Origin of the sequence: Veillonella denticariosi JCM 15641, assembly GCF_002959855.1 — a bacterium.
In the GTDB taxonomy this organism is placed as follows: domain Bacteria; phylum Bacillota; class Negativicutes; order Veillonellales; family Veillonellaceae; genus Veillonella; species Veillonella denticariosi.
In genome coordinates this window covers 771260-784817 of record NZ_PPDB01000007.1, presented here as the reverse complement: position 1 = coordinate 784817, position 13558 = coordinate 771260, and the positions used below count along the sequence as shown (strand labels likewise).

Sequence of the window (13558 nt, the reverse complement as noted above, 5' to 3'; positions counted from 1 at the left end):
GAGGTTCTGTCATGAACAAAACAGAATTAATCGCAAGTGTTGCACAAAAAACTGAATTAACAAAAAAAGACGCTGAAAAAGCAGTTAAAGCTGTATTCGATACAGTTGCTGAAGAATTAGCTGCTGGTGGTAAAGTACAAGTTATCGGCTTCGGTACTTTCGAAGTTCGTGAACGCGCAGCTCGTGAAGGCCGCAACCCACAAAACGGTAAAACTATCCGTATTGCAGCTTCCAAATCTCCTGCATTCAAAGCTGGTAAAGGTTTGAAAGAACAAGTTAACGCTGCAAAAGCTAAAAAACGCAAAAAATAATTTGCTGTAAAAGCAAAAGAGACCTTTCGAGGTCTCTTTTTTTTGTCTATTTATGGTATAATGCACAGAGAAAGGGTGCATTATGAATAACGATTTATCACGGAAGGTCCTCATTGTGTCCGCATCCATCGGAACGGGGCATATGCAGGCTGCCAGAGCCATAGAAGAATATTGGAAGGATAAGGAACCACAGGCCACCATCAGTCATGTGGATTTTTTGGATACCGAGACGATGTCAGTCGAGCATCTGATTAAGGGGACATATATCAAGATGATTGACGTGTTCCCGATGCTGTACGATATCATTTATCGCGTCTCCAAAGGGGAGAAGCAGGGCTCCATTATGCAGACCGCTTTGTCCTATCTGTTGAAAGGTCGTATGCTCAAGCTGATTCAACAGGAAGAACCTGACGTAATGGTCTTTACGCACCCGTTTCCCTGTGGGGCCGCATCGATCTTGAAGCGACAGGGACATATCAACATGCCTCTCGTAGCGATTATGACGGACTTCAGCAGCCATCAATTTTGGCTCTATCCGCAGGTTGATACATACTTTGTGGCCACCGAAGGCATGGTTTCCGAGATGGTACAGTCCGGTATAGATGAGTCGCGCATACATGTGTCGGGGATTCCCGTGCGTCGCTCCTTCTTTCGAGATGCCATTGAGGACTACTCCTTAGAAAAACCTGTGAAAGTGCTTGTTATGGGCGGAGGTCTTGGCCTCGGTTCATTGGAAACGGCATTGAAGCATTTAGATGATGTAAACGGCATTGATGAAATCACCGTTGTAGCCGGTCAAAATACATCGCTCTATGAATCATTGGTGACCCTCAGCACCTCGATGAAAACGAAGACCACCGTATTCGGCTATACGTCGAATATTTCGGAATTGATGAAGACATCCTCCTTATTGGTGACGAAGCCGGGCGCATTGACCTGTATGGAGGCGGTGACGATCGGATTGCCGATGGTATTCTTCAATGCGATTCCCGGACAGGAGGAAGCCAATGCGGAGCTTCTTGAACAGCGCGGTTGTGCTCGCTGGGCCCGCGATATTCACAATCTGGAGGACGTTGTTGCGGCACTCCTCATCAACCCGCCACGATTACAGCAGATGTCTCAACGTGCTCGCGAATGGCAGGTGGACGGAGCGGCGGAAATCGTAAATGATTTGATTAAAATTTTAGATGATTATGATACGGTGCAGGTAACGGCTATAGAGGAATCTATATAGTTGCTAAGACATAATTAGCCCCTTGGTATTGACTGGATTTAGTCTGATACCAAGGGGCTATTGGTTTATACCGTACTCAATCAGTTTGTGTTTTACTGGTGTTGCTCGATGTGTTCTTCGCGAATATTCTCTAATGTGGCAAGAAATGTTTCCGTGCTGTCCGCATTTTGTAAAAGTTCCTGTAGCTGATGAGAGCTGTCCAGGGTGACACTCCATTGAAATGAGTCGTTATCATCGTATACATTGAATACGACAGGGGTGTTTAAATCCTCGGGCATATATCCGTCATCATCGGATACGGTAGCGTAGGTACCGTCCTCTAAGAGCTCTGTGAATAATGTATCATATCCGTCTATGTCGATGATTTCAAAATTGATGCTTTCATAAAAATCTAATACCGTATCTGTTACCATAAGGACCTCCTCAGGAATATTTATTACGTTACGTTTATTCTACTGATGGGGACCGTTACTGTCAATGATAATCTTGTAGTATAATAAGTACCATAGTTACAAAACAGGAGCGGGATATGAATGTCATCAGTTTACAGAATATAGAAAAATCATATGGCACGCGGCTGCTATTTAAAGATGTGAACATCACCTTTACTACGGAGAAACGATTGGGCCTTGTGGGGATTAACGGTACAGGTAAGTCCACGTTTTTGAAAATATTAGCCGACCAGATGGAGGCCGATAAGGGCCATATTGAACGAAATGGAAAGGCGAGTATATATTATTTGGAGCAGACGCCGGATTTTGATGTGAATGCGACCTTGTTGGACACGATTCTAGACGGAAATCATCCGAGACTGCAAATGGTCAGAAATTTTGGCCAAATCAGCCGAGAATATCACGCTATGCAGGCGGCGAGCCGCGATGATGATCGGATATCTCGCCGGTATATGAATGCATTGGAACAGATGGATCAACAAGACGGCTGGCAGGTGGAGCAGGAAGCTTGCATCATTTTATCCAAGCTCGGGTTTATGGATGTGGAGCAGCGGGTGAAGCTGTTGTCCGGCGGACAGAAGCGGCGCCTCGCACTGGGGCAGGCCTTGTTATATCCCTGTGATTTACTGCTGTTAGATGAGCCGACGAATCATTTGGATGAGGACAGCATCGAATGGCTCGAATCCTATCTGAGCAACCGTCAGGGAGGACTCCTGATCAGTACTCATGACCGATATTTCCTCGATTCCGTATGTAATGGTATTTTGGAATTGTCAAATCGACGCATGTATCAATATGATGGAAACTATGAGGAGTTTCTTGCTTTGAAAGCTGATCGTAAAGCACGTGAGGCGGCATCTGAAGAAAAGAGACGTCAATTTTTAAAGCGCGAAATCGAATGGGTGCGCCGCGGTGCACAGGCACGTAGTACGAAGCAGAAGGCCCGTCTGGACAGATATGAAACGTTAAAGAATATGGAAAAGATTCGTCGTCCCGACCAGATGGATCCGATTGCATTAAAGACCCGGTTGGGAAAGACGATTTTTGATATCGAGCATTTAACGTTTAATTTCGGAAATCGTCCGATTATTTCAGATTTTACGTATCATGTGGTGCGTCACATGATCGAATCGGTATCGTAGGCCCTAACGGGGTGGGAAAATCTACATTTATGAACATCCTTGATGGAGCCTATGAGCCGACGGGCGGCACCATCGGTAAGGAGGAAACGGTTCGTATCGCTCACTTTAAACAGGAATTGCCGGAGTTTGACGAGGATATGCGCGTTCTCGACTATATTCGGGAAGATCATGCTTACATGGTATTGGGGGATGGGTCCACGTTGAGTGCGGGACAGATTCTGGAGCGATTCCTCTTTACGCCGGAGCTTCACGGTGTGCCGATTCGTAAATTGTCAGGCGGTGAGCGTCGTCGTCTCTATTTGCTGAAACTGCTCATGAGTGCACCGAATGTGTTACTGCTCGATGAACCGACAAATGATCTTGATATTCCAACCCTTGAGGTGCTGGAGGATTTCCTCGACTCTTTCGGCGGCGTCATCATCACCGTATGCCATGATCGGTATTTTTTGGACCGCGTGGTGGATAAACTCTTTGTATTTACCGGTGATGGTCATATCGATATCGTGCATGGCTCGTATTCGGATTACAAGGATACTCTTGATGAAAGTACTGCAGGGAAACGGACGTTCTATGTTGCTGATACAGCAGGTAATACCGTAGATAATACAGAAAAAGCAGATAAAAAACATAGTGATACATTTGTACAGTCTAAATTACATCGGGAAAATGCAGAGCCATTTATAATGGCAAATGAGGCGGATAGGGGCAAGTTGAATTCCCCAGATGTTGAAACGACTCGGAACGGTGAAGTGCAGGATACTTTCACAGATACATCTGTAAAAAAGGGTCTCAATAAATCAGAGAAAGCCGAATACGATCGAATTCTTGAAGAAATGCCGAAGGTAGAACACCTTATCAAGGGCATTGATGTTATGATTGCACAATTCGCAACGGACTATGAAAAAATGCAAGAACTGATGGCGGAGCGTAGTGAGGCGGAGGAACGCTTAAATGCCTTAACGGAGCGGTGGATAGTTCTTGAAGAACAATTATAATTTGTGATATAATTCACTGATGATATAACGATAACAACGTTACCTAAGTAGGAGGAATTCATGAGTAAGTATCAATTCTTGGATCGTCGCGTACCTATTGAAGAAGGAAATATTGCATTAGTACAAGACTTATCTAAATGTAAGAACTGTTCTTTGTGTCGCAAGGCCTGTGCCGTAGACATGGGCGTATTTGATTATTATGATTTAACGACGAACGGAGACCATCCGATTTGTATTCATTGCGGTCAATGTGCATCTATTTGCCCGTTCGATTCCATCAATGAACGCTTTGAAATCGATGAGGTGAAAGCGGCTATCGCTGACCCTGATAAAATCGTTGTCTTCCAAACTGCGCCGGCAGTGCGTGTCGGTTTGGGTGAAGAGTTCGGCCTTGATGCGGGGACCTTCGTAGAAGGCAAAATGGTAGCGGCCCTTCGTAAGCTGGGCGGCGATTATGTACTGGATACAAACTTCGGCGCTGATATGACTATTATGGAAGAAGCATCGGAACTTGTTGAACGCGTTCTAAACGGTGCGGGTGAGCTGCCTCAATTTACATCCTGCTGTCCTGCTTGGGTTAAATTTGCGGAAACATTTTATCCGGAATTCTTACCGAATTTATCCACGGCTAAGAGTCCTATTGCTATGCAGGCGCCTACGCAGAAAACATATTTTGCGGAAAAAATGGGTCTCGATGCAAAGAAAATCGTCGCTGTTGCAGTAACCCCTTGTACGGCGAAGAAATTTGAAATCCGTCGCGATGAAATGAACTCTTCCGCGGAATACTGGGACGTACCGGAAATGCGCGATACGGATTACTGTATTACAACACGTGAATTGGCTAAATGGTTACGCGCTGAGAACGTTAATTTCGACGAACTTGAAGATTCCGCATTTGATCCGTTGATGGGGGAAGCGTCCGGAGGCGGTATCATCTTCGGTAACACCGGCGGTGTTATGGAAGCGGCTATGCGTACGGCATACAAGGTGGTAACGAACGAGGATGCACCGAATACATTGATTCCGTTTGAAGCAATCCGCGGTATGGACGGTGCCCGTGAAGCGGACGTTACAATCGGTGATAAGACATTACATGTTGCTGCTGTACATGGTACAGGTAACTTGCGTAAATTCATTGAACGCATGCGTGCGGAAAATATCCATTATGATTTCATCGAAGTGATGGCCTGTCGAGGCGGCTGTATCGGTGGCGGCGGTCAACCGCGTGTTAAATTACCGATGGCTGACAAGGCTCGTGAAGCGCGTATCGCCTCTTTGTATACGCGCGATAATGAAGTAAAAGTTAAAGCATCCTGTGATAATCCGGATATTCAAAAACTATATGCCGAGTTCTTTGACGGTAAACCGTTGAGTCATAAGGCTCATCATATGTTACATACGACATATGTAAGCCGCGCTGAAGATCTGGGCTCTAACGGTGCATGCACACCGGCTACATGCCCTACATCGGTGCCTAATTTGAAAAAGGCGGCTGATGCGGCAAAAGCGGCGGCGGAATCAAATAATTAATATAATGATACATTGTAGTATCCGTAATAAAAGCAACCGATCCATATCTCGTTATAGATCGGTTGCTTTTTCATATACTATATACGATATGCGCATATGAAGTATTAACATTGAGACTGTTAAATTTGTTTAGGAATTCTTTGGGGTATGCTATAATGAAATTATATTACAGAAGCAAACCGATACTGTTTCAGGAGGAACTTCATGGCTTTTAAATTAAAGGGAAAAGAAGAAAAGTTTTTCAGTATTCTAGAGCATCATGCTGCCTTAACCTATGAAAGTGCAGAAATGATGGAGCGTGTTTTTAAAGGGGAGATTTCAAAAGAGGAGGCCTTTCTTGAAATTGATACAAAAGAAAAGGCTGCAGATGAATTAGTGAGCGAAACAGTAGAGCGATTGCGCAAGACTTTCATTACCCCGATGGATCGCGAGGATATTCAATTGTTGATCGATCAATTGGATACGACTTTGGATAATATCAAAGAAATCATGGATAAAATGTTGATGTACCATGTGGGAAATCCTAGTGACGGCGCGATACGCATGAGTGAAATTGTCGTGAAATGCGTGAAGCATATCAATAAATCCATCGGATACATGGGTAGCCTTAAGAAGGATCATGTAAAGGTGGAAGGCCGCGTACATCAAGTGTTGAAGCTTGAGTCTGAAGCAGATAATATCTATCATGAAGAAATGGCTAAACTCTTTACGGAATGCAATGATCCGATTGAGATTATCAAATGGAAGGAAATCCTTAGCGCTATGGAAGATGTCATCGATGGTTGCGAAGATTTGGTAGGCACATTCCGCCGGGTAGTATTGAAGTATGCTTGATTCTCATTACTTGGTATGGCTGGTCGTGTTGTTGGCGTTAGCTTTTGATTATATCAACGGCTTTCATGATACGGCAAATGCCATTGCGACATCCGTATCGACGCGGGCAATTTCACCTAAAAAGGCGATTATGATGACAGCAGGGCTGAATTTCCTCGGTGCCATGGTCAGTACCGGTGTAGCGAAGACTATCGGCGGAGATATCGTATTATCGCCTGATCTGATTGACAGCTCTATTATCAGTGCCGCATTAATCGGCGCTATCGTTTGGAATCTTGCCACCTGGTGGTGGGCAATTCCAAGCTCCTCATCTCATGCCCTGATTGGCGGTATTATCGGCGCCGTCGGATGGTCTGTCGGCTTTGATGCCTTAAATGAAGGCGGTATCTTGAAGATATTTTTCTCCCTTATCTTATCGCCCATCGTAGCGATGATAGGTGGCTTTATCATCATGAAGCTGTTGCTGCTTATCTTCGGACGATTTTCACCGATTGTCTTAAATGATCGATTCCGATCCATGCAAGTTGTATCGGCGGTTATGATGGCGTTTTCTCATGGCTCAAATGATGCTCAGAAAGCGATGGGGATTATCACGTTGACTTTGCTCAGCGGCGGATATATCGATACTCTCGATGTACCGTTATGGGTTAAATTATGCTGTGCGTCGGCGATGGCGTTAGGCACCGCGGCAGGTGGTTGGAAAATCATTTCCACCATGGGCACAAAGATTTTCAAATTGGAAACCATCAACGGTTTTGCGGCGGATTTAAATTCCGCTATTACGATTTTTACAGCTACGTTCTTGCATTTACCGGTCAGCACGACTCATGTTGTGAGCGGCTCTCTTTTGGGGGTCGGATCGGCTAAGCGTGTGAAAGCTGTTAACTGGGGCGTTGCACGATCCATGGTTATGGCGTGGTTCGTCACGATTCCGTTGTCAGGTATCGTATCGGCTATTGCTTATGAAGTAGGACATCTGTTATTCAGTTAATATAAAAAGGGGCCGTAACAGGCTGCGGAAAAACCGCATTCCTGTTACAGCCCCTTTCATTATTAATAGGGATGTTTATGTGTGTAATTGTTTTTCATGGGGTTAAAGTTACAATACGTTTTGTCATATATCCTCATATCATGTATTGTCATATTTAAATTGAAACATGTTTTATCTATAAGCCGATTATTTGCTGGAATCAGCTGACTTTGTATCATCTGATGGCTTAGCCTCATCCTTGTCGCTGATAACGATGTGTCCGTCCACAACATCGGCAAGTAAGTGTTTAGCATCGATGTGATCCAAATAGAAGTCAGTCACATTGTCGCGTATTTCGGATTCGATGACGCGACGTAATGGACGAGCGCCCATCGCTTTGTCATAGCCTTGTTCCATCAAGAGCTCTTTGGCTGCATCGGTTACATCAAGGGTGATGTTTTTCTTCGCCAATGTAGCATTTACCTGGGCAAGCATCAAATCAACGATTTTCTTCAAGTCTTCCTTGCTCAAATGATTGAATTCGATAACCGCGTTGAAACGGTTTAAGAATTCAGGACGGAAGAATGGGGCGATACGATCCATGATTTCAGCTGAGCTTTCATCATCCTTAGTATCACCATAACCAAAGCCGGCATTAGATGTGGCGATGATAACGGTGTTTTTAAAGTTGACCGTGTTACCTTGACCGTCTGTTAGGTGACCGTCATCCAATACTTGTAAAAGTAATGTGATAACTTGAGGATCCGCTTTTTCGATTTCGTCGAATAGGATAATGGAATATGGGTTACGACGAACACGTTCAGTCAATGTATTGGAGTTATCGTCATAACCGATGTAACCGGCAGTAGCACCAATCAATTTGGATACCGCAGTGCGGTCACTATATTCGGACATATCGAGACGAATAATAGCGTCTTTATTGCCGAACATATCAAGGGCTAATTGTTTTGCCAATTCCGTTTTACCGACACCGGTAGGACCCACAAATAAGAAGCTGCCGATTGGACGGTTGCCTTCGTCAAAGCCTGCACGGTTACGACGGATTGCTTTAGATACGGCTTCTACAGCTTTATCCTGGCCGATTACATGAGCTTCCAAGCGAGACTTCATGTCTTTCAATCGTTCGATATCGGATGCACCCATTTGGGATACAGGAATACCTGTCATGCGTTCTACCGCTTCGGCTACATCGTTAACCTTAGCCACAACCTTTTGGTTTTCTGTGTGGTTATCGATTTCTTCCTGTAATTTCTGAATGCGCATCTTTTCATTGATAGCGGATTCGTAATCTTCTTTCTGCGCGTATTCCTCCTGTTTTGCCTTAGCATCCGCAATATCCGCTTCCAATGTTTTGATATCGGTTACGGGATGTTGAGAGGCCAAGTGAGCTGCTGTTACATCAATCAAGTCGATAGCTTTATCAGGCAAACTCCGTTGAGGGATGTACTGCACGGAATAATCTACGGCCGCTTTCAATACAGCGTCCGGTAATTCAATGTTGTGATGTGCTTCATACAATGGGCGAATGCCTTGTAAGATTTTGAAAGTATCTTCCGGGGACGGTGCGTTTACCTTTACTTCATTAAAACGTCGAGCGAGAGCCGCGTTTTTCATAATTGTATTACGATATTCATCCTGTGTAGTTGCACCGATTACAGTCATTTCACCACGAGATAGAGCAGGTTTCAAGATATCTGCCAACCCCTTGGAACCTTGACCGTCACCTGTGGATCCGGCACCTAGAATCTGGTGGATTTCATCAAAGAACAGGATGATATTGCCCGCAGCCTTTACTTCTTTGATAAGGTTCTGAATGTTTTCTTCGAAGGAACCACGGTATTGTGTACCTGCTTCCAAACCGGAAATATCAATGGAGATGATTTCCTTATTTTTAATCGCTGCCGGTACATCGCCGTTTACGATAGCTTGAGCTAACCCTTCGACAACGGCTGTTTTACCGACACCGGCATCGCCGACCAACACCGGATTGTTTTTTGTACGACGGGCCAAGATTTCAGCTGTTTCCTGAATTTCCTTATTACGTCCTATAACAGGATCCAGTTTTCCGTTACGGGCTTGTTCTGTTAAATTTGTACCGAGTTTAGCAAGAATACCATCTTGCTTTATCTTGCCTTGTTGTGCAGCTTGAATTTCTTCATCGGTAGGTAAGTGACCTGTTTGACGATAGTAAGCAAATTCTTCAGGTGTTACTTCACGACCGTTGATCTTGTATCGACGAGTTTCTGTGGAATAACCGCCCATATTTCCCATTAATTGATTAAACAAATCATTCATGCTACCGAATTCACTGCCAAAGTTATTAAAATTGTTATTCATATATATTACCTCACTTTTTTACTACAAGCTTAACTATTTGACTTTTTGTCCACTTAATTTCTTGCGTATATTATTAGGTTCTGTTAACCTTATGTCATTATAATAACTTTAAAAAGTCAAAAAGTCAATAGCTTGAAATAAAATTTTTGACTTTTTCTGACTTTTTATTATAAGAAATATTATTATAATAGTTAAATACAGGTAAATACTATATTCTATAATCTGAATATATCTATATTTGGCAACATTGATGTCGTTATTCAAGTGTAAAAGTATATAAATCTTATAATTATGTGCTTTGATTAACTATGCATTTTACTAATGCTTGCAATTTATATATGGATTAATGCGATTTAATGGTCTGTTAGGGATGGATAAGTATTGAATAGTTATGTACATAAGAGTATACTGTTCCTTGAGAGGAGTTATTTCAAGTGAAAAGTGAGGTATGTATATGGCCTGGGGTGGAGCAAGACGTGGGGCAGGGCGCCCTTGTAAACCTATTAAACGTATTGGCAGAACCTTTCGACTTAGCGATGAGGAGTTTCTTTCGTTACGACCTCTGATTATGGCGATTAAGGCGAATAATGACAGGCGGTATGAAACTAAAAGGACATGAGCGTTAATCTGTCGGAACGATTATGACGGCATTGTCACAGCATATGATAACTGAATATCAAATTTTATATTTTGTATCTATTTGTACTTAACTTTTTAAATCTTTCAAATCACAACACATTCCAACTCTCTAACATATGCTGTGTGCAATAAGCAATATGAAAAGGACCCGATTCTTATGGATCGGGTCCTTTTCAGTATTAGATTGAATGACTATTTGACTCTAGTCGATTTTGACACCGTGAATTTCTTCCGCTAGGCGTTTGAGTGCGTCGACTGTACGCACGCCCGGTGTGATTTCAGAAAGTTTTACACGGATGAAGTGATTTTCTTTAACGGCTGTAATATCCTGAAGTTGAGGATTTGCCTTGATTTTTTCGATTTTTTGCTGGAAGTCGTCATCGTTGCGGATAGAGTTACCGTAGTCAGCGATAATAATGTAATCCGGATTTTGTGCGATCACTGTTTCCCAGGAGCCTTTAGCCCATGTTTTATCTACACCCAATCCGCTCATAACATTATCCGCGCCGATAAGTCTTAAGATATTTGTTGTATAGCCTTCAAATGCGGTAAATGGTTGACCGTCTTCGGAGTCATAAATAAATACGCGTTTACGAGGTAAATCCTTTAGCTTGTCCTGAATAGAAGCCAATGTTTTACGCTGACCTGCGACCCAGTCTTCGGCCTTGTCTTTTACACCGAAGATCTCGCCTAATTTGATCATATCATTGAAGTTCGTATCTAAATCGGCTTTGGTGGACAACATGGATTCAGGAAGCCAGATATTTACTTTTTGAGCAATCATCTTATCGGCCGGAATGGCGCGTTTACTGAATGAGTCAGGCCAGCCGGTGGCGAAGTCTGGTTTTACGGACATAAATACTTCATAAGATGGCCATTTGTCGGATAATACTTTTACCTTATCGTAAGCGGCTTGTAAAGGCGGATAAATTTCTTCTTCTTTAAATGCTGTTCCCGCCATTTTGTCTTCAAGTCCTAATTGCAACATCATTTCCGTTGTTGCTTGAGACATTGATACGGCATGGGTAGGAGGTGTTTTTACGGAGAAATCCGTTTTCGTACCGTCGAATGTTTCACTCCAAGTTACGGCTTTTCCTGTGTCAGCTGTATCTTTTGTGGCATCAGCATCAGACCCGCAACCGGCAATGGCAAAGGCTGCACAGGTCAGGGTAATTACTACTAATTTTTTTGCTTTTCTTAAATTTTGAAACATGATAAATCCTTTCTTTGGTTAATAATATAAATGATAGCGCCCTTCATCCCAGGATGTTTTGAAAGGCACTTCAAAAATCGGTTCAAGAATTTCAGGTGTGAGCACCTCGTCGGGTGAACCTTGTCTCAGTATGACCCCGTGATTCATTATGATCACGTGGTCGCAGTATTGAGCGGCTAAATTTAAATCATGCAGCACTACAATCGTAGTGCCTGTGAAAGACCGTAATTGTTTCATAAGGGCTATTTTATATTTCATATCCAGATGATTGGTAGGTTCATCCAGGAGGAGCACCTGCGGCTCTTGCGTCAATGCTTTAGCGATAAAGACGCGTTGTTTTTCGCCGCCCGACAGATGATGAATCTCCTCGTTGGCAAGATGTACGATACCTACTTCATTCATATAGTGCTCTGCAATTTTAATGTCCTCTGAACCATATGTACCGAAATGCTGTTTGTACGGATAGCGCCCCATGAGAACGATATCTTTCACTAAGAAGTCATCGATCATGGCGTCTCTGGATTGTGATAAGACTGCCACTAATTGAGCGAATTCGCGTCCTTTATATGATTCTAAAGGGCGTTGTTTTAATGTGATTTTATTTTGCGACGGATGGAGGCGGTATAGATGACTGAGCAACGTTGATTTACCGCATCCGTTAGGGCCGATTATGGCCGTTATTTTATTCGTTGGAAATGTTACGGTAATATCCTTTAACACTTCTTTTTTTTCATAAGAAAAAGACAACTGATCGATATGATACATAGTATCTCCCATAAATTTGATAAAGACCGCTAACTGTTGTGTTTATAACGATTCATGATAATCCATATGAAGAGCGGAGCCCCTAATAAGGATGTAAGAACACCGATAGGGATTTCTTCCGGACTATAGAGCGCTCTCGATAATACGTCTGACCAAATCATTACAATACTGCCGATGAGTGCGCTGAACAGTAATGTGTGTTTATGTTTGGGTCCGCCTATAATCCGCGCCAAGTGAGGAATGATAAGACCGATAAATCCGACAACTCCAACCTTTGATACCAATGTGGCGATGACGATGGAGGATATGATGACGATGCTCAGTTGCAATTGTTTTATAGATAAGCCCATTTGTGCGGCTTCGTGATTGCCAAGAAGCAGTACATCTAGATCCTGATTAAACATATATATGTATATAATTAATAAGACTACAATAACTGCTGTTAGCGGCAGGTCACTCCATTGTATGCCGGCAAAGCTGCCAAGCAGCCAGAACATGGCGCTGCGGACTTGAGCTTCGTGCTTGGCTCCATAAATAATCATCATCGTTAATGCCGAGAAGATTCCGGTCATTCCCATACCGATGAGTATGAGTTTTACGGGACTGTTGCTTTTACCGACACAAAGCAGTACCAGTAGAATGGAAAGTGCCGCACCCAAGGCTGCAAAAATAGGCGTATTATATTGTCCTAACAGAGGAACGCCGCCTATGATTATGGCGAAAACAGCACCGGTACTCGCGCCGGATGAAACACCTAATACGTAGGGGTCTGCCAATGCATTGCGCGTGACGGTCTGCATTAATAGACCTACGAGCGAAAGACCGATACCTGTCAAAATCGAGTAGATAAGTCGTGGCAACCGAATATCTGTAATAATCGTGTCTGTCGTAGTTGTATGAGCATTCGAATTCAGTATGTGCGCAAGTGCAGACGTGATTTGCTCTAATGGAATAAAATTAGCCCCGAACTGAAGGGCGACTACTAATGAAAAACAGAGTATAAGACTTAGAATTAGTACTTTTATAGGAATCTGCATAAAATCTCCTTGTTATCGTTTTAGCAGGTAATAACTACTTAGATAAGTATAGATAACTTTCAATATATATACAATATG

12 protein-coding genes and 1 pseudogene are annotated in these 13558 nt (G+C 43.1%); 8 read left to right on the top strand and 5 right to left on the bottom strand.

All coding sequences use genetic code 11. The features are described 5' to 3' along the window. Positions 1–11: 11 nt before the first annotated feature. Together VEHSUH05_RS09185 and VEHSUH05_RS09180 are read left to right on the top strand one after the other, a co-directional pair. A complete protein-coding gene (locus tag VEHSUH05_RS09185) occupies positions 12–311 on the top strand; it encodes an HU family DNA-binding protein (RefSeq protein ID WP_038115973.1) in 300 nt (99 codons plus the stop codon). Positions 312–393: 82 nt separating this feature from the next. After that, positions 394–1545 carry an MGDG synthase family glycosyltransferase gene (locus VEHSUH05_RS09180; RefSeq protein ID WP_038115970.1) on the top strand — a complete coding sequence of 384 codons (1152 nt, stop codon included), beginning with the start codon at positions 394–396 and terminating at the stop codon, positions 1543–1545. Between the two features lie 92 nt (positions 1546–1637). Here VEHSUH05_RS09180 and VEHSUH05_RS09175 read toward each other — a convergent pair whose 3' ends face one another. Beyond that, on the bottom strand, positions 1638–1958 hold the full coding sequence (locus tag VEHSUH05_RS09175; protein WP_105091384.1) for a hypothetical protein: 321 nt from the start codon (positions 1956–1958) through the stop codon (positions 1638–1640). Positions 1959–2074: 116 nt separating this feature from the next. Between VEHSUH05_RS09175 and VEHSUH05_RS09515 the strand changes: the two genes are divergently transcribed. The 6 genes and pseudogenes from VEHSUH05_RS09515 (at position 2075) to VEHSUH05_RS09155 (ending at position 7489) form a co-directional block, all read left to right on the top strand. Next, a complete protein-coding gene (locus VEHSUH05_RS09515; protein WP_425445597.1) occupies positions 2075–3139 on the top strand; it encodes an ABC-F family ATP-binding cassette domain-containing protein in 1065 nt (354 codons plus the stop codon). Between the two features lie 29 nt (positions 3140–3168). Then, positions 3169–3597 (top strand): annotated as a pseudogene (locus VEHSUH05_RS09510) (ATP-binding cassette domain-containing protein); the annotation flags it as partial. Positions 3598–3822: 225 nt separating this feature from the next. Further along, on the top strand, positions 3823–4134 hold the full coding sequence (locus VEHSUH05_RS09505) for an ABC transporter C-terminal domain-containing protein (protein ID WP_425445601.1): 312 nt from the start codon (positions 3823–3825) through the stop codon (positions 4132–4134). Between the two features lie 60 nt (positions 4135–4194). Then, entirely contained in the window at positions 4195–5664 is a 1470-nt protein-coding gene (locus VEHSUH05_RS09165; protein WP_105091383.1) for a [FeFe] hydrogenase, group A, read from the top strand. Between the two features lie 204 nt (positions 5665–5868). Continuing rightward, positions 5869–6498 carry a DUF47 domain-containing protein gene (locus VEHSUH05_RS09160; RefSeq protein ID WP_038115958.1) on the top strand — a complete coding sequence of 210 codons (630 nt, stop codon included), beginning with the start codon at positions 5869–5871 and terminating at the stop codon, positions 6496–6498. Then, positions 6491–7489, top strand: coding sequence for an inorganic phosphate transporter (locus tag VEHSUH05_RS09155; RefSeq protein WP_105091382.1), 999 nt, complete (start codon positions 6491–6493; stop codon positions 7487–7489). The genes VEHSUH05_RS09160 and VEHSUH05_RS09155 overlap by 8 nt, the downstream gene beginning before the upstream one ends. A 186-nt stretch (positions 7490–7675) precedes the next feature. Here VEHSUH05_RS09155 and VEHSUH05_RS09150 read toward each other — a convergent pair whose 3' ends face one another. The 4 genes from VEHSUH05_RS09150 to VEHSUH05_RS09135 form a co-directional block, all read right to left on the bottom strand. After that, positions 7676–9826, bottom strand: coding sequence for an ATP-dependent Clp protease ATP-binding subunit (locus VEHSUH05_RS09150; RefSeq protein WP_105091381.1), 2151 nt, complete (start codon positions 9824–9826; stop codon positions 7676–7678). 841 nt (positions 9827–10667) lie between these two features. Continuing rightward, the gene (locus VEHSUH05_RS09145; RefSeq protein ID WP_105091380.1) at positions 10668–11678 is read right to left on the bottom strand and encodes an ABC transporter substrate-binding protein; all 1011 of its coding nucleotides are present in this window, start codon (positions 11676–11678) and stop codon (positions 10668–10670) included. 18 nt (positions 11679–11696) lie between these two features. Further along, a complete protein-coding gene (locus VEHSUH05_RS09140; RefSeq protein ID WP_038115949.1) occupies positions 11697–12443 on the bottom strand; it encodes an ABC transporter ATP-binding protein in 747 nt (248 codons plus the stop codon). Positions 12444–12472: 29 nt separating this feature from the next. Next, positions 12473–13480: a FecCD family ABC transporter permease gene (locus VEHSUH05_RS09135; RefSeq protein WP_105091379.1), complete on the bottom strand. Its 1008-nt coding sequence runs from the start codon at positions 13478–13480 to the stop codon at positions 12473–12475. Positions 13481–13558: the final 78 nt, after the last annotated feature.

Excerpts from the sequence above, each read along its gene's own strand:
- VEHSUH05_RS09165 (WP_105091383.1), top strand. The coding sequence starts at position 4,195 with ATGAGTAAGTATCAATTCTTGGATCGTCGCGTACCTATTGAAGAAGGA.
- VEHSUH05_RS09140 (WP_038115949.1), bottom strand. The coding sequence starts at position 12,443 with ATGTATCATATCGATCAGTTGTCTTTTTCTTATGAAAAAAAAGAAGTG.
- VEHSUH05_RS09515 (WP_425445597.1), top strand. The coding sequence starts at position 2,075 with ATGAATGTCATCAGTTTACAGAATATAGAAAAATCATATGGCACGCGG.
- VEHSUH05_RS09175 (WP_105091384.1), bottom strand. The coding sequence starts at position 1,958 with ATGGTAACAGATACGGTATTAGATTTTTATGAAAGCATCAATTTTGAA.
- VEHSUH05_RS09155 (WP_105091382.1), top strand. The coding sequence starts at position 6,491 with ATGCTTGATTCTCATTACTTGGTATGGCTGGTCGTGTTGTTGGCGTTA.
- VEHSUH05_RS09505 (WP_425445601.1), top strand. The coding sequence starts at position 3,823 with ATGGCAAATGAGGCGGATAGGGGCAAGTTGAATTCCCCAGATGTTGAA.
- VEHSUH05_RS09145 (WP_105091380.1), bottom strand. The coding sequence starts at position 11,678 with ATGTTTCAAAATTTAAGAAAAGCAAAAAAATTAGTAGTAATTACCCTG.
- VEHSUH05_RS09180 (WP_038115970.1), top strand. The coding sequence starts at position 394 with ATGAATAACGATTTATCACGGAAGGTCCTCATTGTGTCCGCATCCATC.
- VEHSUH05_RS09135 (WP_105091379.1), bottom strand. The coding sequence starts at position 13,480 with ATGCAGATTCCTATAAAAGTACTAATTCTAAGTCTTATACTCTGTTTT.
- VEHSUH05_RS09160 (WP_038115958.1), top strand. The coding sequence starts at position 5,869 with ATGGCTTTTAAATTAAAGGGAAAAGAAGAAAAGTTTTTCAGTATTCTA.
- VEHSUH05_RS09185 (WP_038115973.1), top strand. The coding sequence starts at position 12 with ATGAACAAAACAGAATTAATCGCAAGTGTTGCACAAAAAACTGAATTA.
- VEHSUH05_RS09150 (WP_105091381.1), bottom strand. The coding sequence starts at position 9,826 with ATGAATAACAATTTTAATAACTTTGGCAGTGAATTCGGTAGCATGAAT.